Consider the following 14930-nt stretch of genomic DNA (forward strand, 5'->3'; position numbering starts at 1 on the left):
TTTACCTCAACAGACAACAATCATCAATTTTTATTTGGTTCTCTTTCTGATGTAGAGAACTTTTGTTCTAGATTTCTCCCATCTTTCAAATATTTTGAGTATAAATACTCTATCCCGCATTTCTCTGCGATGCAGTCGCACTCGCGGGAGCGCATTTTGTAGCTTGCTTAAAGCTTTGTTTCTGTCTGTATCACTTGTTACTTTTTAAAATGAGAATTGCTGTCGGCCTCGAAAATGTCTTGACGATCAGACCCCAAATGAGGTATTCTATGAAGGTATAGCGGTTTTCAGTCTAAGCAGGTGTAGGAAATCCATTGATAGATAGCCGTTTCAGAGTTTCAGTCGGGACTCACTTCTGGGAAAACCGCTATACTTTTAGGTGGTCATGCAATTAAGACTTGAATTAGCCAAGGTGCGGAGAGGTCAAACAAGGCAAAAAGCCCATCCCTGATTTTGAGATAATTTTTGTCGCCAATCCTATCCTATTAACCACCGTTATTATCAGATTGTCATGGGAAAAGTCATCGGCATCGACTTAGGGACAACCAACAGTTGCACCGCTGCCCTCGAAGGGGGTCAGCCGATTATAATCCCCAACTCAGAAGGGGGAAGAACAACCCCTAGCATCGTGGCATTCAGCAAAAGCCAGCGCCTAGTAGGACAACTAGCCAAACGTCAAGGCATCACTAATGCCGAAAATACCGTCTATAGCATCAAACGCTTCATCGGTAGACGTTGGCAAGACACCGAAGCAGAAAGGGGACGAGTCGCCTATCATTGCCAACGCGGTCGCGATGATACCGTCAACATCAAAATTCGCGAGCAAGAATTTACCCCCCAAGAAATCTCGGCCATGATCGTGCAAAAATTAAAAGCCGATGCCGAAGCCTATCTCGGAGAACCGATCACAGAAGCCGTGATTACAGTTCCCGCCTATTTTACCGATGCCCAACGTCAAGCCACCAAAGACGCAGGTGCGATCGCAGGGCTAGAAGTATTAAGAATTATTAACGAACCCACCGCCGCCGCCCTGGCCTACGGTTTAGATAAACAAAACGAAGATCAGCATATCCTCGTGTTTGACCTAGGGGGAGGAACCTTCGACGTTTCCATCCTGCAACTGGGGAATGGAGTCTTTGAAGTGAAAGCCACGGCTGGCAATAACCATCTTGGCGGAGACGATTTTGATAACCTCTTAGTGCAGTGGCTGATCGAGAACTTCAAAAACCAAGAAAACATCGACCTAGCCACCGATCGCATGGCCAGCCAAAGACTGCGAGAAGCCGCAGAAAAAGCCAAAATCGAGCTTTCTAGCCTGATTACCACCTCAATCAATCTCCCCTTCATCACCGCCGACGAAACCGGTCCCAAACACCTAGAAATAGAACTAACTCGCGCTAAATTCGAAGAATTAACCAGAGAATTAGTAGAAAAAACCCTCCAACCCGTACAACAGTCCCTCAAAGACAGCGAACTACAGCCTAGCGATATCAATCGGGTGATTCTTGTCGGTGGTTCCACCAGAATGCCCGCCGTACAGCAACTCATCTCCCGTTTCTTTTCTGCGGGCCAGATTGATCGCTCTGTCAACCCCGATGAAGCCGTTGCTTTAGGAGCAGCAATTCAAGCTGGAGTTTTAGGTGGAGAAGTAGAAGACGTCCTCCTCCTCGACGTCACCCCCCTTTCCCTCGGCATCGAAACCCTCGGCGAAATCTTTACCAAAATCATCGATCGCAATACCACCATCCCCACCAGCAAATCTCAGACATTCTCCACCGCTGCCGACGGTCAAACCTCAGTAGAAATTCACATTCTGCAAGGAGAAAGATCAATAGCCCAAGATAACAAAACCCTCGGTAAATTTCTCCTCACAGGAATTCCCCCCGCTCCCAGGGGTGTGCCACAAATCGAAGTAACCTTCGAGATCGATGTCAACGGCATCTTAAAAGTGTCCGCCAGCGACCAAGGCACCGGCAAAGAACAAAGCATTTTAATTAGCCATACTGGAGGACTAAAAACCGACGAAATTGAAAAAATGCGCCTAGAAGCCGAAAAAAACGCCGAATTTGATCGCAATCGTCGGCAAATGATCGATATTCGCAACCAATCCGATAGTCTTTTCTATAGCTACGAAGTCACCCTTAGGGAAAACAGTGAGTTGGTCACCCCCGCTATCCGGCAACTAGCCGACCAGAAGCGGCAACAGTTGGAAAGCGCCCTGCGCGACCCCTCCCTATCCTCAGAAAAGCTAAAAACCACCCTGGAAGAATTTCGTCAGATTGTCCTGGAAATTGGTACCCGCATCTACACGGGTAAACAAAAAGAAAACCCAACCCGCAACGGTACTGGTCTTCAACCGCTCAACGTCACCCAAGAACCAACTCAACCAACCCGCACCCAAGCCGCCGCCCCCCCAAATACCATCGCCGACAGGCCAACCCTCCCCCGTACTGGAACCAGAACCCATAGCAATCCAGAAACCAAATCCACCGAATCAGGCAGTTATGATAATACCGACAATGAGGCAGAAGCGATCGACAGTGACTACGAGGCCGTAGATTAAAAAAGGAAAAGCTATCAGCCTTTTCAGTCATCAGTAATCAGTAATCAGTAATCAGTGATCAGATGTGAGTTTTCAGTTTTTTTCTCCCCAACTCCGGCGCTCCCCACTCCCCACTCCGGTGCTCCCCTCTCCCACCCAAAAAATAGTAGGGATAACCCAACTAAACTATTATGTATAGTTTGTTAAAGTAACAACTAGACTTAAACTTTATTTATAAATTGCGAGCAGAACCATAGCCCCCTATGCCCACTGATTATTACGAAATTCTAGGTGTCTCGCGGGATGCCGGCAAAGAAGACATCAAACGCGCCTATCGTCGTCTCGCCCGAAAATACCATCCCGATGTTAACAAAGAACCGGGAGCCGAGGAACGCTTCAAAGAAATTAACCGCGCCTACGAAATTCTCTCGGAACCAGAAACCCGCAATCGTTATGACCGCTTTGGTGAAGCTGGGGTTTCTGGTGGCCCTGCCGGTTTTGATCCCGACAATATGAGCGGTTTCGCCGATATCTTTGAGTCAATCTTTAGTGGTTTCGGGGGCATGGGCGGCCAAGCCGCCGCCCGCCGACGCACAGGCCCTATCCGGGGCGAGGATCTACGTCTCGATTTCAAACTAAAATTCCGCGAGGCGGTCTTTGGCGGCGAAAAGGAAATCCGTATCCGCCATCTGGAAACCTGTCAAACCTGTAAAGGCAGTGGGGCCAGACCAGGAACCAGTTCCCGCACTTGTACTACTTGTAATGGTACTGGTCAGGTGCGTCGCGCCACCCGTACTCCCTTCGGTACTTTTGCTCAGGTTTCGGCCTGTCCCACCTGTGATGGTGCTGGAGAAGTGATCGAGGAAAAATGCGACCTTTGCGGCGGTTCTGGACGTAAACAGGAAACCAAAAAACTGAAAATTACCATCCCCGCGGGGGTTGACAACGGCATGAAATTGCGCGTTGCCCGGGAAGGAGACGCAGGACTTAAAGGCGGGCCGCCGGGGGATTTATTCGTTTATCTAACCGTGGAAAACGATGCAGAATTTCAACGGGAAGGGAATGATATTAAATCGGATATCACGATCAGTTATATCCAAGCGATTTTAGGATGTACTATTAAAGTTAATACGGTAGATGGCCAAGAAGACCTGACTATCCCGGCCGGTACTCAACCGAACACCGTACTGATTTTAGAAAGTAAAGGGGTTCCCAAATTAGGCAATCCCGTCAGTCGCGGTGATCATCGCATTACCGTTAAAATCTCGATTCCTACCCGTGTCACCGGAGAAGAACGGGAATTACTGGAAAAATTAGCAAAAGTTCGCGGGGAAACCGTGGGGAAAGGCGGCATCGAGGGATTTTTAGGTAATATCTTCCATAAATAGGGCAGGCTGAATAAATCTAAAAATCTTGTCGGATAACGGAGGCAGGGGGCGGTCGGCGGTCGGCAGTATTCAGGAGTCAGGAGATAGGAGATTATTTTATTTATTCTCCCCACACCCCACACCCCACACCCCACACCCCACACCCCACACCCTGCCCCCAGGAAACTTTTTCAACAAACCCTAAATAACTATGACTTTAGACCTGCGCGGCACTCCCTGCCCAATTAATTTTGTCCGGACAAAATTGCAATTAGAGAAAATGACCGCCGGGGAACGGTTAGAAGTCTGGTTAGATGCCGGGGAACCGATCGAACAGGTTCCCACTAGCCTGACAGTGGAGGGTTATCAGATAGAATCGATCGAGGACCGAGATAGCTTTTTTGTTCTCCAAGTCTATCGCCCCGATTTCTAAATGGTAGATGCACAATTAACCGATTTATACGGCACAGTGGTGGCCGTACAGGCGAATTTCTATCAGGTACGCTTGGATTCTCCCGTTATGGGCGAGAATCTTCTCTGTACCCGTCGCGCTCGCTTGCAAAAAATCGGTCAATCGGTGATGGTTGGTGATCGGGTGCGCGTGGAGGAAGCCAATTTTGATGATCGGCAGGGTGCGATCGCAGAAGTCCTCCCCCGCAGTACCGAGATCGATCGGCCAGCCGTTGCCAATATCGAGCAGATTTTGCTAGTTTTTGCCCTTGCTGAACCCGTCCTCGATCCTTGGCTGATCAGTCGTTTTTTGGTGAAAGCCGAGTCCACAGGCTTAGAAATTGCGGTCTGTGTCAATAAAATCGATCTGGGGGAACCGGAACAAATAGAGGTCTGGGCCGATCGCCTAGCTGGTTGGGGATACCGGCCTTTTTTTGTCAGTGTGGAGAAAAATCGGGGATTTGAGGCTTTATTGGCACAATTAAACCATAAAATCACTCTCTTGGCCGGTCCATCGGGGGTGGGAAAATCGAGTTTAATTAATTGCCTAATTCCTGAGATTAATCAACGGGTGGGGGATGTGTCGGGAAAACTGCAAAAAGGTCGTCACACTACCCGTCATGTGGAGTTATTTGCTTTACCAAATCGGGGTTTATTGGCCGATAGTCCGGGGTTTAACCAACCGGATATTAACTGTTCACCGGAACAATTAACTTTTTATTTTCCGGAAGTGAGACAGCGTTTAGCTTTAGGAAATTGTCAATTTAATGATTGTACTCACCGTCGAGAACCTAACTGTGTGGTGAGGGGAGATTGGGAACGTTACCAACATTATTTAGAGTTTTTAGAAGAGGCGATCGCACGGGAACAGTCATTACAGAAAACTAGCACAAAAGAGTCAAGTTTAAAGTTAAAAATTAAAGAAGCAGGTCAAGAAACCTACGAACCCAAATTAGCTAATAAAAAATATCGTCGTCCTTCCCGTCGCGGCAAAAATCAAGATCAGGAACGCTACGAAAATAAAACTCTCCAAGACATTTATAATGACGATTCTGAATAGAATCGGTTAGGTTGCCTTTATCTTCAGGGTTGCTTGATAAATACTGTCTAAAGATGAAAATCTAACAGCAATGACTGTATCTATGGGTTTTTATCTGAACTATTTTTGATTTTTATTCTCGCCCTTTTGGAATTAATTTAACTTATCTACGAACTAAATTTTTAAGAGTTCTAGAGTTAGCTATTTTCCATGTTCCCTCGTCATTTTCAAGATTATAGCGAACCAATGAGGTAGTAAAAGCACTATTTTTTCGATCAATTTTACCCTGACTGTTATAGAGTGTTCTTTCTTCAGTAACCACCACATCCACTGTAGCTTGATCGCCAGAGATAGAATTAAGAGAATGTCCCGAATTAGAAACCAGTGTTCCCATAACACAAACCGAAGAACCTAGTTTCTTTAACCGCACCAAAATCAATTAGGATCGGTAAATTATCATAAATCCGTAGAATGATATTATCGGGTTTTATGTCTCGATGGATAATTTTTTGTCCGTGAACATAAATTAAAACCTCTAAAATACTAACTAAAATCTCTTTGACTTGATCATCGCTAAAAACTCCTTTACTCTGTATTCTGTGGCTGAGAGTTTCCCCCTCGATAAATTCCTCGACTAAATAAAATTGATGATTTTCCTCAAAATAAGCGTATAGTTTGGGAATTTGAGGACTATTTTCGCTCAATTTTTCCAGGATAGCAGCCTCTCGCTCAAATCTTTCTTTGACAAGATTGTCAACCTGGGGATTATCATTAATCGGTTTTAAGTAGGGAGGCACAATTATTTGTAGGATGGGTTAGCAGTAGCGTAAACTATGCGGGCGTTGGGTTTCATGCTTCAACCGTTCGGCAAAAGCTCACGGCCGAAGCCCAACCTACGTTGATCTTATATTTAATTCCACCCACCTACTTACTGTTTACTTAATAATCTCCACTGATCAGATTATCGCCGACCTCCCCCCCCATTCAGAACCGTGCTTGAGATGTTCACCTCAGACGGACCTAGTTTGACTGCTCTCTGGTTAAGGATACAGCTTGACAATGATTGTCTGGGCTAACTTCAACTTGACAGACCAGTAGTTCCCACTATAGCTTAGTTTGAGGCTCAGGCGGCCTCCTGATTCTACCCTCGGATGCCACAGTAAGCAAAAAATTTTTAGAAACTTCTTGACAAAACCAGGGAGATAAATGCTAATATTAAAAAGGTCTGTGCAATGGGGATTAGCCAAGCGGTAAGGCAGCGGGTTTTGGTCCCGCCATTTCCTAGGTTCGAATCCTAGATCCCCAGTTTAAGATTTTTTATCCCTAATCCGCCAATGATTGAGAATATCCTCGCTCAAAGCCTCCTTTAGCCAAATACGACCGATAAGCGTCAGGGGAACCGCCAGAAATAGGCCTAAAAAGCCAAAAATCGAGGCAAAAAACAACTGGGCTAACAAGGTAAAAGCGGGTAAAAGCTTGAGCGACCGCACCGTTAAAATGGGCAGCGGTGGATGATGGTCGAAATATTGAATTAACAGATAAATACTGCTGTAGAGTAGTAAAACCGCCCAGGGTTGCCAGGGAGCTTCCAGAAGGGCGATAGAAAAGGGTAAAATCGTGCTTAAAAGCGGTCCGAGATTGGGGATAAAGGTGAGAAATCCCGCCAGGATAGATTGGGAAAAAGCGAGGGGAATGCCGATCAGGGATAGACCTAGGCAACTGCATAAGGTCATAATCAACATATGACAGAAAATCCCTTTCAGCCAAGCTTTTAAATCTCGATCGCACTGTTCTAGGATCGATCGTACCCTAGAACGGTAGAAAGCGGGAAATAAACGCAGAAAACAACGGTGGTAAGCGGCAGGATCGGCGAGAATCATCAAGCTCAGGGCAAAAATTAGCAGTAAGCTGAGGATAATGCCGAAAGTACCGTAAAAAATGCTCAAACCCCGGCCAGCAATTTGGTTAATCAGGGGTTGTAATTGAGCCAGCAGCGTTTTAAAGTCCGGGAAGACACTGGCCAGAGTAGGATCGAGATAATCCTCAAAACTATGGACTTGTCCCCAGAGTCTTTCTATAGCTTGGGGTAATAAACTAAATAATTGGCGAAATTGTTGGACTAAAGCGGGTATAATCCCCACAAACATACCGATAATACCAATAAAGAAGCCAAAAAGAGTGATAATTAGGGCGTAGGAACGCTTGAGGTGATGACGCTGCCACCAAGTCACAGCCAAATTTAAAATCTGAGCCAGAAGAATCGCCATCAATAATAATAAGAGAATCTGTCGAATCTGCCAGAGAATCAACAGACAAAAGACTAACAGAACTAAACCGAGGCTGCTGCCAAAAGTCATGATGAGTAAGGAGAAAAATTCCTAATCAGTTATTGTCCGTCTCCAGAGGGCAAAAACCGTGAGCAGAAAAGGAGTAAAAACCAGAATTAAAGTGTTAAGAGGACTGGGAGCGATCGATAATAAAGGGGCAAGATATTTAATTGCCAGGGAAATTAAAGCCGATATCAAGATTATTTTGATAATAAAGCCGCTCATAGATCAATGTTTAGGTGACACAAGCACTATCTTATCCCTGAATAGGGTAAATTTTGGTTAGAATGTGGCAATCATACCCCATGGATTTGATTAATACTATTGCTCAAGTTAAGGAAAGATATAAAACGGCAAAAATTGAGCTTGCTGGCAATAATAACATTTTTCAGGAATATGGGCGAAGTTGCTAGATTTTCTGGGCGGGGTCGGTCCAGAGGGAAGGGGAAATTATGAAACAATCATGGTATGGCGGTTCCTTTGGTCGCCTCTGGCCCCGAAATTCATCCTCAAAACCCTAGAGGCTCCTTTGGCGGGCGACCAAACTCAGCCGGAAAAGGATACTGTCGCCAGCTAGAAAATATTAAATTTTTATAAAGTTTTTTCAATTTCCCTAACAAAATGTAAAAATAGATACAGAATAATAAATAATATCTTTTCATTTGTTGTCCCTATATAGGGACGACAAGGGGGATTAAAGTCACTTTAAAGCATTGCAGGGAGTCGGTGATATGACGTTAGCCTATCGAGGAGTTAAGTACGAAAGGGATTCTCTCCCCTTGGAGATGAAGACTGGAGATATCGGGGGTAAATACCGAGGTCAAGACTGGAATCACCATTATCCTCGCCATATGCTCCAATTAGAACCGAAACTGCATCGTCAGTATCGTGGAGTTGCCTACAGCACCCGTCCTCATTTTGCCGAGCAAGTCATCCCGAACACTTGTCCGTTGCCCGTTGTCAAACCCCCTGTTGTTGTCCAAGAGGAAACCCTTTCTAGCATCCATCTGAACAATATTCGTCTTCGTCTGGAACGTCGTTTACAAATCGCTCAAGAGAATGGTGACGAAACCCTCGTTAATCTCTTGAAAAAAGAATCCCAAGACTTAGCCTTAAACTGCTAATCTAACGGTTTTTTCCCACTTTCCCCTCGGTTCTGCCGGGGGGAATATTTTTGGGCGCAAAAATGCCTAAATCTTCCCCCCGCTCACTCCCAGGGCCGGCACTTTTTGATTTTAAAAAAGCCTCAAGATATTATCCAACAAGATTTTTAGATTTTTTCAGCCAACTCTAGTTAGGAGCTTACAAGCTTTTAATTATATTAGGTCGAGGTCTATTCTAGTTCTGGTTCCGATTGGGGCGTTGTCTCATTTCCACAACATTTTTGATACCTTGGACAAAAGTTTGAAAACTACGGGATTTATTTTCAGTTAGGGAAAGATGGGGGGCAATCTGTTGAGAGTGGGTTCCTGCATAATACTCTTTCACTAGCTTTGTTAATTCTTGTTTGGCCGAGTTAAGCAGGTCCGGTTCTCTGTATTTACTTTTATTTTGTTTTTGACCGAGACTATTTAAATTATACGCCTTGGCCACCGCTGCTAAATCTCCCAGAAACCAAGATTCTAATTCATGGCAAATAATCCGAATTAAGACTTGAGCATCCCTGGCATTTTGACAAATTTCCCCTAGTTCTTTTTTGAGTTCTTGACAATCGTGAGAATCCTGATCATGGACAATAATAAATTTGGTATTGGGACTAGATTTATTGAAAGCTTTGAGTTTTCTAGGAATAGATTTGGCTAGATATTGTTTACCTTGATGACTAATACATATATAGCTGATTTCTGGGGGAATAAGTTTAGGCAAAAGTTCTTCTAACACATTTTTTATAGATGACTCTTCTAACAAAAATACGATATCATAGTTCCTTAGGGTTCTACTCCTTTAAACCAACCTTGATTCCAAAGATAGCCGGGTAAATCGCCTTCCGCTACTAAGTTTTTGAGGATTTCGCTATCGGCAGCCCTATGGATTTGGGTAATACCTTGGGATTTAATTAGCCAGAAAATACTAGCTAGTGGAACCGCATTGATAAAATCGGGGGAGTGACTAGAAACAAATACCTGACCCCCCCGGTCGCTATAGTGGGCGAATTCTTCGGCTAGTTCTTTTAATAAAGTAGGATAAAGTTGGTTTTCTGGTTCTTCGACACAGAGTAGGGGATGAGGATTGGGATCGAATAGTAATATTAAATAAGCGAACATTTTCATAGTACCGTCAGAAACATAGCGATCAATAAAAGGATCTTTAAAGGCCTGATCTTGAAAACGTAAAATCAAGCGACCGTCTTCGGTTTCTTTGGCTTCCACAGAGGAAATACCCGGAACTCTTTGTTTCATTTTTTCGAGAATTTGCTGAAAAATTTGGGGATATTGTTGATAAATATATTGAGCGACTGTAGCTATATTGTCGCCAGTAGGGGATAAGTGTTCAGCATAAGATATTTCTTTACTTCCTCTAGCTTCGCTAATATGAAAGTCAGAAACGTGCCAATTTTCAATCAGAGAACGAAAGGCTGTAGCGGCTTGAAAACGTTGAAATTGTCCTAATCCTTTAATTGCTAGTATATCTTTAGATTCTAGCTGTTGTTCTTCTCGATCGAGTTCTTTATCCGGTTTACTAAAATCTTCTTCGTTGGTAATAGCATATCCTTGACCAAGTTGAAAATCTAAAAAATGAAAAGGTTTACCGTGTTCACCCCTTTTGTAGCGAAGTATTTCGCGTTTGATAACAGGGCGATTTTTGTTTTGTCCAATTATGAGTATATAGGGCTGGCTGAATAAATCTAAAAACCTTGTTGGATAAGACTTTTAGACTTTTTTGACCTCAAAAAGTGCCAGCCGTTGCGGGGATCGGGGGGAAAATTCCAGGACTTTTTCCCTGAAAATTAGGTAACTGACTACCTCAAAATCGGTAAAACCCCACACCCCCCCTGCCCCTAGGAAAAGCTTTTTGCCGCAAACCCTATTTATCTCGGCATGATTCGACTCATGTTGAGGCGGCTTGCCTAGACGACTACGCTACCTGTGACCCTTTTCAAACATCCTCTCAGATACATGAGGTTCGTTCTTGCATCTGAAATACTTGATTAGCAAGAATGAGCTTGTGCTTCACCTTTACGAGAAAGGCTGTCATACTATTCACTAAAAACTCACATCTGATCACTGATAACTGATCACTGATCACGGAGCACTGATAAGGCTGATATTTGGGGAAATTATCTAGAAATCATGACAAAAGTTTTTTAATGGTTAAACAGACAAGAGAATAAGATAACCTAGGTATAGAATTTAACAAAAAATCTGGTTAACAGACATTGATCAAGTCGATAGCGCAGTGTCAAACAAGTTCTTTTCCCGCTCAGGTATGGCAATTAGATCACGGCTTAACCGTAATTCATCAGTATTTACCAGTGACTCCTGTGGTGGTAGTAGATGTGTGGGTGAAAGCAGGTGCGATCGCTGAACCCGATCCATGGTTAGGTATGGCCCATTTTCTCGAACACATGATCTTTAAGGGGACAAAAAAACTTCCCCCCGGACTCTTCGACTATTTAATCGAAAATTGTGGCGGAATGACTAACGCGGCCACCAGTCACGATTATGCACACTTCTATCTCACCACCAGTGTGGATCAAATTGAACATACCCTACCCCATCTGGCCGAAATTCTCCTCCATGCTGAGATTGACGATGAGGAATTCTATCGGGAAAAAGATGTAGTCTTAGAAGAATTACGGGCCTGTTATGATGATCCCGATTGGATTGCCTACCAAACCCTCTGCGGAAGTATCTATCAAAACCATCCCTACGGACGCTCTATTTTAGGCGATCAACCCCGTTTAGAGCAATTAACCCCCAATCAAATGCGCTGTTTCCATCGCACCTATTATCAACCAGAAAATATGTGTGTGGCGATTATCGGGGGAATTGAACCCCAACCAGCTTTAGAAATTATCCGGCAATCTTTTCGGGAATTTCCCGTCCCCTCAGAATCCCCTGGGAATCCAGTGGCTGCCGAACCACCCATGATTGAAATTCGTCGTTCCCAAGTATATTTATCCCACCTAGAACATTCTCGCCTCTTGATGGGATGGATGGGACCGGGATGCGATCGCCTAGAAGATGCCTTTGGATTAGACTTGCTTTCGGTAATTCTTGCCGGGGGACGCTGTTCGCGGTTAGTGCGACAGCTGCGGGAAGAAGCGCAAATCGTCCTCGATATTAACAGTAATTTTTCCCTGCAACGAGATTCCAGTCTCTTTACCATCGGCGCTTGGCTATCTAGCTCACAAATCGGGACAATTGAAGGTATTATCTGTGAACATCTCCAACATCTACACGATCATCCCGTCACCCCCGCAGAATTACACCGCACTCAACAGTTATTAGCTAACGATTATATTTTCTCCACAGAAACCCCGGGCCAATTAGCGGGACTCTATGGATATTATCAAACCCTGAGAGCTGCCGACCTAGCAACGATCTATCCCCAAGTTATCCAAAGTTTGCAACCGTCAGATCTACAGCGTCTCGCTCGTCAGTATCTCTCCCCGGAGCGATATGCTATTACAATAATGCAACCCTGTGAATAAACGATGTCCGCTTCTCCCATTCACCGCTTAACCTTAGAAAATGGCATCACTCTTTTAGTGGTGGAAAATACGGCCGTGGAGTTGGTTGCAGGGAGGATTTTTCTTAAAAATGCGGGTACTCGTTGGGAAAAAACCGAAAAAGCGGGTTTATTTCGTCTTTTGGCCGTGCTGCTCACTAAAGGTACAGAAAAGTTATCTTCCCTAGAAATTGCTGATCGAGTTGAGTCCACGGGGGCCGGTTTAAGTGCGGACACGGGGACCGATTATTTTGTGGTTAGTTTAAAGACTGTTACAAAGGATTTTCTAGATATACTGCGTCTAGCGGCGGAAATTATTCGTTTTCCCAGTTTTCCACCCCCAGAAATCGAATTAGAGAAAAATCTCACCCGTCAAAGCATTCGCTCTCAATTGGAACAGCCTTTTAATGTAGCTTTTAATCAATTACGCGCCGCTATGTACCCAGATCATCCCTATGGTATGTCTTTATTGGGTACGGAGGCAACGGTTTCGCAATTGCAACGGGAGGATCTGCTGGCCTATCATAGTCGCTTTTTCCGTCCGGATAACCTGGTGATTAGTCTTTCTGGCCGTATTACCCTAGAGCAAGCAGTAAAAGCAGTAACGGAAATTTTTGGCAGTTGGTCAATTCCCGATCTTTCTTTATCTAGTTTACCTCCGGCCGCTTTTGATTTTCAGCCCACCTGTTTAACTACCGTCCAAGCTAGTCAACAGGCGATCGTTATGTTAGGATATCCCGGCTCCTCTGTACAAGAGGATGATTATGCCGTTTTAAAATTATTGAGTACCTATCTGGGGAACGGGTTATCTAGTCGTTTATTCGTGGAATTGCGAGAAAAACGGGGATTAGCCTACGATGTTTCCGCTTTTTATCCCACCCGTCTCGATTCTTCCCAATTTGTCATTTATATGGGAACTGCACCCCAAAACACAGCGATCGCAGTGTCGGGATTGCGTCAGGAAGCAGAAAGGTTATACAAAGTAACTTTGAGTGAAGAGGAGTTACAGTCAGCTAAAAATAAGTTATTGGGTCAATATGCTCTCGGTAAACAAACTAACGCCGAAATCGCTCAGTTATACGGTTGGTATGAAAGCCTAGGTTTGGGGATTGAATTTGATCGCACTTTCTTGGATTCTATTAATCAGATTACTCCCGAACAAGCGCGATCGGTAGCCAGTAAATATTTTCAAAATCCCTACATTTCCCTAGTCGGTCCAGAAAATGCGATCGCTGAAATTCTCTAAGTAGTCGCACAGAAAACGGGTTTCTCGGAGAAACCCGTTTTCTACTCATGCACTCATGCAAAATGGAGAATAAATAATCAGTTTTTAATAACTGGATTTAGTATCAGGAGATAAGATATAGGAGATAGGTGTTGGGGTTTTAGGGTTTTGGGGTTTTAGTTGAAATTCCCCATTTCCCCATTTCCCCAACCCCCGCTCCCATCTCATAGACAGTCTCAACGAGTAATTTAGATAGTCAACAGCTTAGTTAAAAACATCAAAAAGCGGCAATAAAAACTATTGCCGCTGCTATTTTTGATTAACTCCCCGGGTGGGATTCGAACCTACGACCAATCGGTTAACAGCCGACCGCTCTACCACTGAGCTACCGAGGAAAGCTACTCACAATTAATAATTATAATCATAAGTCCCTGAATAATGCAAGTGTTTTCTGGATTTTTTCTCAAAAAAATTTCCGGCGCCGGTAGCGGTGGGCGGAGAATCCACTATTGTGGAGATAAGGACACCATTAAGTCTAGTCTATGCTTGCCCATCACCGCCGTCCCGTTTCCTTCTGTCTGCTCTCGACAGATCTACCCATCCTCTCCACTTTAGACACTGCCGCTACCCTCTACCAAAAGGATCGCCACCGGTTTCATCTTCTCCTCAATCAACCACCAGTCGCTCTCCCAGAAATAGAGACACTTAAACCCGAAAATAATCAAAATAAGTTAATTTGGCTAGAAATTTCGGCCAATCGGGTAATTATGACCATGCAGGGCCAAGGAAAATTCGCCTATCGTCATTTTTGGGAGCAAGGGGTTTTTGGTGTCAGTCGCTACTGGTTAAATGCCGAAAGTCCTCAACCGGATTACGCTTTTCGCCTCCGCAACTATACCCGTAGTCTCCAATTAGAGGGGAATAATTTCCCCGAATATTTGCGTCTAGAGTACGAATTATGGTCAGATAACCTGATTTTAGGTCATTATGTCCTTCATTTGCAAGTACACCAATAAATAGGCTTGGCTGAATAGAGCTAAAAACCTTGTGGGATAAGACTTTTAGGCTTTTTTGTCCCTCAAAAAGTGCCAGCCGGTGGCAAAATTTAGGCACTTTTTCCCCGAAAATTAGTTAATTGTGGGGTGGATTGAAGACTTAGTGCTAGATTTCCCGAAAAGTCTATTTTATTTCAGCTTGCTGTTAGGAATCCACTTAAAAGAGGTTGTTTAATCTGGCTAATACGCTCTTGGGTATGATATGGGGAAAAGTTCCGGCGATTGCGCTAAAATGGGGAAATATGCCGAAAGTT

At 44.3% G+C, this 14930-nt stretch carries 13 protein-coding genes, 2 tRNA genes and 2 pseudogenes; 10 read left to right on the forward strand and 7 right to left on the reverse strand.

The window, feature by feature from the left end:
* Window positions 1–511 precede the first annotated feature (511 nt).
* The 4 genes from dnaK (at window position 512) to rsgA (ending at window position 5419) form a co-directional block, all read left to right on the forward strand.
* Window positions 512–2563: a molecular chaperone DnaK gene (dnaK, locus tag H6F92_RS02000; protein WP_190356603.1), complete on the forward strand. Its 2052-nt coding sequence runs from the start codon at window positions 512–514 to the stop codon at window positions 2561–2563.
* 242 nt (window positions 2564–2805) lie between these two features.
* Window positions 2806–3930, forward strand: a complete 1125-nt coding sequence (dnaJ, locus tag H6F92_RS02005) for a molecular chaperone DnaJ (protein ID WP_190356604.1) — start codon at window positions 2806–2808, stop codon at window positions 3928–3930.
* 190 nt (window positions 3931–4120) lie between these two features.
* Window positions 4121–4342 (forward strand): sulfurtransferase TusA family protein, encoded by a 222-nt coding sequence (locus H6F92_RS02010; RefSeq protein WP_045358511.1) that lies wholly within the window; start codon window positions 4121–4123, stop codon window positions 4340–4342.
* Window positions 4343–5419, forward strand: a complete 1077-nt coding sequence (gene rsgA / locus H6F92_RS02015) for a small ribosomal subunit biogenesis GTPase RsgA (protein WP_190356605.1) — start codon at window positions 4343–4345, stop codon at window positions 5417–5419. It abuts the gene before it with no gap.
* Window positions 5420–5561: 142 nt separating this feature from the next.
* Here rsgA and H6F92_RS25630 read toward each other — a convergent pair whose 3' ends face one another.
* Window positions 5562–5750, reverse strand: a complete 189-nt coding sequence (locus H6F92_RS25630; protein ID WP_265795878.1) for an IMS domain-containing protein — start codon at window positions 5748–5750, stop codon at window positions 5562–5564.
* A pseudogene (locus H6F92_RS02020) lies at window positions 5748–6186 on the reverse strand (protein kinase domain-containing protein); the annotation flags it as partial. The gene H6F92_RS25630 and the pseudogene H6F92_RS02020, both read right to left, overlap by 3 nt.
* 445 nt (window positions 6187–6631) lie before the next feature.
* On the opposite strand from H6F92_RS02020, the gene H6F92_RS02025 reads away from it, so the two are divergent.
* A tRNA-Gln gene (locus H6F92_RS02025) sits at window positions 6632–6704 on the forward strand.
* A 1-nt stretch (window position 6705) separates the two neighbouring features.
* Here the strand turns inward: H6F92_RS02025 and H6F92_RS02030 are convergent.
* A complete protein-coding gene (locus H6F92_RS02030) occupies window positions 6706–7755 on the reverse strand; it encodes an AI-2E family transporter (protein WP_190356606.1) in 1050 nt (349 codons plus the stop codon).
* 21 nt (window positions 7756–7776) lie between these two features.
* Complete coding sequence (locus tag H6F92_RS02035) at window positions 7777–7950, reverse strand: hypothetical protein (RefSeq protein ID WP_190356607.1); 174 nt, start codon at window positions 7948–7950, stop codon at window positions 7777–7779.
* Between the two features lie 62 nt (window positions 7951–8012).
* On the opposite strand from H6F92_RS02035, the gene H6F92_RS26450 reads away from it, so the two are divergent.
* Both H6F92_RS26450 and H6F92_RS02045 read left to right on the forward strand, forming a co-directional pair.
* Window positions 8013–8138, forward strand: a complete 126-nt coding sequence (locus H6F92_RS26450; RefSeq protein ID WP_265795499.1) for a hypothetical protein — start codon at window positions 8013–8015, stop codon at window positions 8136–8138.
* 318 nt (window positions 8139–8456) lie between these two features.
* Window positions 8457–8849, forward strand: coding sequence for a DUF4278 domain-containing protein (locus tag H6F92_RS02045; RefSeq protein ID WP_190356608.1), 393 nt, complete (start codon window positions 8457–8459; stop codon window positions 8847–8849).
* Between the two features lie 214 nt (window positions 8850–9063).
* Here the strand turns inward: H6F92_RS02045 and H6F92_RS02050 are convergent, their stop codons facing one another.
* Both H6F92_RS02050 and H6F92_RS02055 read right to left on the reverse strand, forming a co-directional pair.
* Window positions 9064–9642, reverse strand: a complete 579-nt coding sequence (locus tag H6F92_RS02050) for a DUF4276 family protein (protein WP_190356631.1) — start codon at window positions 9640–9642, stop codon at window positions 9064–9066.
* 11 nt (window positions 9643–9653) lie between these two features.
* Window positions 9654–10553, reverse strand: a pseudogene (locus H6F92_RS02055) (AAA family ATPase); the annotation flags it as partial.
* A gap of 548 nt (window positions 10554–11101) precedes the next feature.
* Here H6F92_RS02055 and H6F92_RS02060 point away from each other — a divergent pair.
* A complete protein-coding gene (locus tag H6F92_RS02060; RefSeq protein ID WP_190356609.1) occupies window positions 11102–12379 on the forward strand; it encodes a M16 family metallopeptidase in 1278 nt (425 codons plus the stop codon).
* Between the two features lie 3 nt (window positions 12380–12382).
* The gene (locus tag H6F92_RS02065) at window positions 12383–13642 is read left to right on the forward strand and encodes a M16 family metallopeptidase (protein WP_190356610.1); all 1260 of its coding nucleotides are present in this window, start codon (window positions 12383–12385) and stop codon (window positions 13640–13642) included.
* A 302-nt stretch (window positions 13643–13944) separates the two neighbouring features.
* On the opposite strand, the gene H6F92_RS02070 is transcribed toward H6F92_RS02065, so the two are convergent.
* Window positions 13945–14016, reverse strand: a tRNA-Asn gene (locus H6F92_RS02070).
* Between the two features lie 147 nt (window positions 14017–14163).
* Between H6F92_RS02070 and H6F92_RS02075 the strand changes: the two genes are divergently transcribed.
* Window positions 14164–14637: a hypothetical protein gene (locus H6F92_RS02075; RefSeq protein ID WP_190356611.1), complete on the forward strand. Its 474-nt coding sequence runs from the start codon at window positions 14164–14166 to the stop codon at window positions 14635–14637.
* Window positions 14638–14930: the final 293 nt, after the last annotated feature.

The sequence above is a fragment of the Microcystis wesenbergii FACHB-1317 genome (genome assembly GCF_014696875.1).
Classification (GTDB): domain Bacteria; phylum Cyanobacteriota; class Cyanobacteriia; order Cyanobacteriales; family Microcystaceae; genus Microcystis; species Microcystis wesenbergii_A.